This is a genomic window from Streptococcus sp. A22 (assembly GCF_043674215.1).
GTDB classification, from domain to species: Bacteria; Bacillota; Bacilli; order Lactobacillales; family Streptococcaceae; genus Streptococcus; species Streptococcus suis_V.
In genome coordinates this window covers 1-4607 of record NZ_JBIMJQ010000047.1, presented here as the reverse complement: position 1 = coordinate 4607, position 4607 = coordinate 1, and the positions used below count along the sequence as shown (strand labels likewise).

Sequence of the window (4607 nt, the reverse complement as noted above, 5' to 3'; positions counted from 1 at the left end):
TGAGTTAGAGATTTCACGGAACGTAACAATTAAGGATAAATTGGGATTACTACAAAAATTATACTCATTAGATCCAAAAGATAGATTTGAGATTATCCTGCAATTACATGGGTTAGACGCCTACCCTATCAATGAAAAGGGGCAAATTGTAGATAGTAAAGGTAATGTTGTCGGTAGCGAATACTTAACATCTAATGCCTACAAGCATCTACTTTCATCGGCTGGAGGTATAGTATCGTTCCGCATTTTACAAACCCAATGGTCTGGTGGAGGTATTAATTCTGATGAAGAACTTTTCCTTGATGTTGCTCAAAGCTATGTGATTGGACAATCCATGGTAGATGCGGCTAAGGCGGGTTTGGATGAGATGACCGCTCTCAAGACTAAGGCAGATGCAGAGGTAGAATCTATTTGGTCCAAGGTTGATTTTTCTATCTACTCTGAGTTGTCAGCTTGGGAAGTCAGAGATATCTTTGCTTCACATGGTGTGACTCACCAAGAAATTGTAAGTGACTTTCATGATTATACGCAGAAAAAAGTCAAGAAGATGGAAAAACTGTCTACGGCATTTGACACCTTAAAAACCAAGCTAGATGAGGCTGTTGAGTCAAAGAAAGCTTTAGATGGTAAATTGGCAGGAGAGTTTAGCGCATGGCACGAGAGTCTGTAGAAGAACGAACACTTATTATCCGTCAAAAAGAGCGTGAATTGATGGAAAAAGAAGAAGGTTATTATCGTCATAAACGACTACTGGAAGAACGCTCGGTTGATGTAGACGACCGCCACCGTCGACTCTCTCATTTACTGGAACAGGAGAGAGAAAAGATGAGCTTGCTTCTGAATCGCTATCAAGCTCATCCTGATGAAGCCAGTGATTTTTATCGAGACCTTCAAGGATTAGCAGAAGCATCAGAACAGGTCTATAGGCAATCGATTCAAAACTTAGAGGAAGAAAAGCAAGCAGCAATGCGTCGTTTCCATTTAGAAAAATATCAACTAGAGACAGAATTACAAGGTTTGAGGAGGGAAGAAGATGACGACACTAACTAGTTACTATACACAAGATGATAGTGATGCGGAATTGCGTGAGCTTATTCGCTCATTGCAAAAGCGTGCTGCCCATGTCCAAGCCAGTTTGATTCGTGGTGATTATAAGAAGGTCAAAAAACAGTTTAAGGCAGATGGCAAGGATATTGTTTTGAACACACAGACGGCTTTGAACACTATCAATTCTCAGATTGATACAGCTATTAGAGGTCAAGCAGGGACGGCACTCCAACAAACCGTTGAGGAGACTCTGCCAAAGTATGAAGATGTTTTTTAATAATAGGTATAAGGCTTCAAAATTGGGGCCTTTTCTTTTGTCCTAAAGGAGGTGAGTATGTGGCACAAAGAGGACGCAAACCAGAACCAACACCTCTAAAGCTCTTAGAGGGAAACCCAGGCAAACGCCCTCTGCCACAGGGGGAGGTTAGACCAGTCTCAAAAGCCCCACGTTGCCCACAGTGGCTTGAAGATGATGCAAAGAAGGAGTGGAAACGGATGGGAAAAATTCTCGAACAGATAGGAATTTTGACCGAAATGGACATGACTGCATTTGCAGGTTATTGTCAAGCTTACGCTCGCTGGAAAGAGGCAGAAGAGTTCCTTTCCAAGCATGGCTCCATTATCAAAACTCCTAATGGCTATCTCCAACAAGTCCCTCAAGTCTCTATCAGCCAGACCAACCTCAAAATCATGCTTAAATTCTGTGAACAATTTGGTTTGACACCTTCGGCACGAAACCGATTAGCTACGATGGATTCGGAAGTTGGGACTGGTGATGAAATGGAAGATTTGTTAGGAGGAATTTCATGAGCTATCATTATGAACCAAGTCCATTCATGCTTCCAACCTCACACTATGATAAGGCAAAGGCCGATAGGACAGTAACATTTATCAATAACTTCTCCCATACCAAAGGCAAGTGGGCAGGAAAGCGATTTGATTTGTTACCGTGGCAGGAACAGATTGTCCGTGACCTATTTGGAATTGTGAAAGAAGATGGTAACCGTCAGTTCTTAACTGCCTATATTGAAATTCCTAAAAAGAATGGCAAGTCTGAAGTATACCATAATTTGTAGTTAATCATATTTTCCTTGTGATAAAATTTCCAACTTAATCTTGATATGATGAGGCTATCACTAATAAAGGAGTAAGCCATGTTAAATAAAGTGAAGGCTAGATTTCTGATTGGAATCGGAGGTTTAATCGCAGTCAGTTTTATGGTCATGATTGGCTACACGATTGGCTCACAATCCGTTTCAAAACAAACAGAGAACCAAATACGAGAAGAAGCCAATAAACTTGTGTCAAAGAAATTGCAGGAGGAAAGAGCGACAGTCCTATCAGATGAGCTTGTCAAAGAATTTCTCACACAATATTATACAAAGGTCCAGCTGGGAGAAAATAACGCTCGTATCAAGCCTTACATGACGGATTCAGCCTTTTCAGAAGAGGAAGCAAATCAGAATAAAGCAATCAATCGAGTTTATAAAGATTATATGTTTGACTACCGATTTGAATCAGCCAGTATCTATGTCAATACAGAAAGCAATGTTGCACTTGCGGAAGTTACCTATCAAGTGACCTATGTTTCTGATTTGAGTGAGCAACAACAGCGAACTACTCAGACAGAAACTAAGACGGTTATGTTGTCCTACTCCAAAGTTTCCGACAAGCTCCTAGTTAATCAGTTGACCATTTGGAATGGGAAACTGGAGGACATGAAAAAAGCCACAGATGGTGCTAATTCCAGCATACCAACGATCCAAGGAACTACAACAAGTGAGAACAACTAGCAGGAGACAGTCTTCTGCTTTTTTTGATAGGGAGACAAGATGGCACGAATAAAAGCAGTAAAACAAAAGGCTATTTTAGATGTAGCTGAAAGTCTGGGTTATTCTTTTAGACGATTATCAGGACACATTTATGAACACCCAGACCATGATTCCTTTCGGATTTTTGCCGATACCAATACTTTCAAATGGTTTTCAAGAGATATACAAGGGGATGTAATTGACTTTGTTCAATTAGTGGCAGGTGTTTCTTTCAAAGAGGCTGTGTCTTATCTTGAAACTGGAGATTTTGAACAGACCAAAGTAATAGAAGAGGTTTATCAACCGTTTCAATATTATTTGCATGAAGAACCTTTTCAGCAAGCACGTACTTACTTGAATGAAGTTCGTGGCATAAGTGATCAGATTATCAATACCTTTGGTAGACAAGGATTGCTTGCTCAAGCTACTTATCAATCGGAGTCGGTTTTAGTGTTTAAAAGCTATGACCACAACGGGACCTTACAGGCCGCAAGCCTTCAAGGTCTCGTCAAAAATGAAGAAAAACACGATCGAGGTTATCTCAAAAAAATCATGAAAGGATCTCATGGCTATGTCGGTATTAGTTTCGATATTGGGAATCCTAAGCGACTCATTTTTTGTGAATCAGTTATCGATATGATGAGTTATTATCAGCTTTACCAAAAGCAATTATCCGATGTTCGCCTGATTTCAATGGAAGGCTTAAAACTTTCTGTGATTGCTTATCAGACCTTGCGTCTAGCAGCAGAGGAACAGGGGAAATTGGCATTTCTAGATACAGTAAAACCAAGCAGGCTTAGCCATTATCTTCAGGCAATACAAGAGACGACAACCTTTTTTCAAACTCATTCAAACGTCATAACAATGGCTGTTGATAACGATGAAGCAGGAAGAGAATTTTATCAGAAACTGTCAGATAAAGGACTTCCGATTTTTCAAGATTTACCACCATTGCAAAGACTTGAAACAAAGTCAGATTGGAATGATATTGTGAAACAGCAGAGTGAACTATCTTTAAGTGATTTTATCCAAACAGCCCAAGCACAAGTCAATAAGAATCATCCTCCACCTAAATGGAAACATGCATTGGAATTGTGATAACAAAATCAAGTCCGCTATCATAATCTAGAAAGTGACAAGGAGGACACCCTATGAGTGTGATTGAACGTCTGGCTGAAAAAGTAGCTAGACAAGAAGAAAAAGTCTCACGTGAGACTGAGAAATTGGAACACTATCGAGACCAACTACAAACAGCTATGTACAGTACCTTTATCAAAAGGCAACAATCTAGTCAGTTGTCATTTCATGAAGCACTAGAGCAAGCCTTTGGTAAAGAAACCACACTACACCCAGATTACAGAAATGAGGTTATAGAATGAGTAAAACATGGAATTTTGATCAGCCACTAGATGATGTGAAACCAACATCATCCCATGAAGAACGAGCTAAAATCGCAGCACTTTTCCATAAACAAGATGAAAAACCAATTGAAGAAGTAGATTATGTGGCTGCTTTTGAACAGCAACAAAAGGAGTCAGAATCAAAAGATGTACAAATTCTCGCATCAACCGTTAAACAAAATCAGCCAAAGAAGGTAAATATCACAAGTGACTATAAACAACACTTGGCTGATACCATTACACAAAACAACAAGGATATTTCCGCCTGTCAGAAGCAAATTGAAGAACTTCATCAATTGATTGATGAAAAGAAAATCCAAAATAAAAAGTTGCAGGCTATTTCAGTAGC

Annotated in this window: 7 protein-coding genes and 2 pseudogenes; all 9 read left to right on the top strand. The window is 39.6% G+C overall.

Annotated features, from left to right (window positions below; genetic code table 11):
* Positions 1-670: pseudogene (locus tag ACHBHN_RS11040) on the top strand (hypothetical protein); the annotation flags it as partial.
* Positions 652-1050: a hypothetical protein gene (locus ACHBHN_RS11035; protein WP_174852833.1), complete on the top strand. Its 399-nt coding sequence runs from the start codon at positions 652-654 to the stop codon at positions 1048-1050. The pseudogene ACHBHN_RS11040 and the gene ACHBHN_RS11035, both read left to right, overlap by 19 nt.
* Positions 1034-1324: a hypothetical protein gene (locus ACHBHN_RS11030; protein ID WP_044693299.1), complete on the top strand. Its 291-nt coding sequence runs from the start codon at positions 1034-1036 to the stop codon at positions 1322-1324. Before ACHBHN_RS11035 ends, ACHBHN_RS11030 begins: the two co-directional genes overlap by 17 nt.
* Before the next feature lie 59 nt (positions 1325-1383).
* Positions 1384-1857 carry a phage terminase small subunit P27 family gene (locus tag ACHBHN_RS11025; RefSeq protein WP_174852832.1) on the top strand — a complete coding sequence of 158 codons (474 nt, stop codon included), beginning with the start codon at positions 1384-1386 and terminating at the stop codon, positions 1855-1857.
* Positions 1854-2108, top strand: a pseudogene (locus tag ACHBHN_RS11020) (terminase large subunit); the annotation flags it as partial. The gene ACHBHN_RS11025 and the pseudogene ACHBHN_RS11020, both read left to right, overlap by 4 nt.
* Positions 2109-2201: 93 nt before the next feature.
* Positions 2202-2840, top strand: a complete 639-nt coding sequence (locus tag ACHBHN_RS11015) for a peptidylprolyl isomerase (protein WP_394734135.1) — start codon at positions 2202-2204, stop codon at positions 2838-2840.
* 39 nt (positions 2841-2879) lie between these two features.
* Positions 2880-3956, top strand: coding sequence for a DUF3991 domain-containing protein (locus ACHBHN_RS11010; RefSeq protein WP_394734134.1), 1077 nt, complete (start codon positions 2880-2882; stop codon positions 3954-3956).
* 53 nt (positions 3957-4009) lie between these two features.
* Complete coding sequence (locus ACHBHN_RS11005) at positions 4010-4237, top strand: DUF5965 family protein (protein ID WP_031912843.1); 228 nt, start codon at positions 4010-4012, stop codon at positions 4235-4237.
* Positions 4234-4607, top strand: a 374-nt coding sequence (locus ACHBHN_RS11000) for a DUF5945 family protein (RefSeq protein WP_394734133.1), incomplete at its 3' end; no start/stop codon positions are given. The genes ACHBHN_RS11005 and ACHBHN_RS11000, both read left to right, overlap by 4 nt.

What these genes read in the sequence shown, in the direction of transcription:
- ACHBHN_RS11030 (WP_044693299.1), top strand. Translation starts at nt 1,034, where the DNA reads ATGACGACACTAACTAGTTACTATACACAAGATGATAGTGATGCGGAA.
- ACHBHN_RS11010 (WP_394734134.1), top strand. Translation starts at nt 2,880, where the DNA reads ATGGCACGAATAAAAGCAGTAAAACAAAAGGCTATTTTAGATGTAGCT.
- ACHBHN_RS11015 (WP_394734135.1), top strand. Translation starts at nt 2,202, where the DNA reads ATGTTAAATAAAGTGAAGGCTAGATTTCTGATTGGAATCGGAGGTTTA.
- ACHBHN_RS11035 (WP_174852833.1), top strand. Translation starts at nt 652, where the DNA reads ATGGCACGAGAGTCTGTAGAAGAACGAACACTTATTATCCGTCAAAAA.
- ACHBHN_RS11005 (WP_031912843.1), top strand. Translation starts at nt 4,010, where the DNA reads ATGAGTGTGATTGAACGTCTGGCTGAAAAAGTAGCTAGACAAGAAGAA.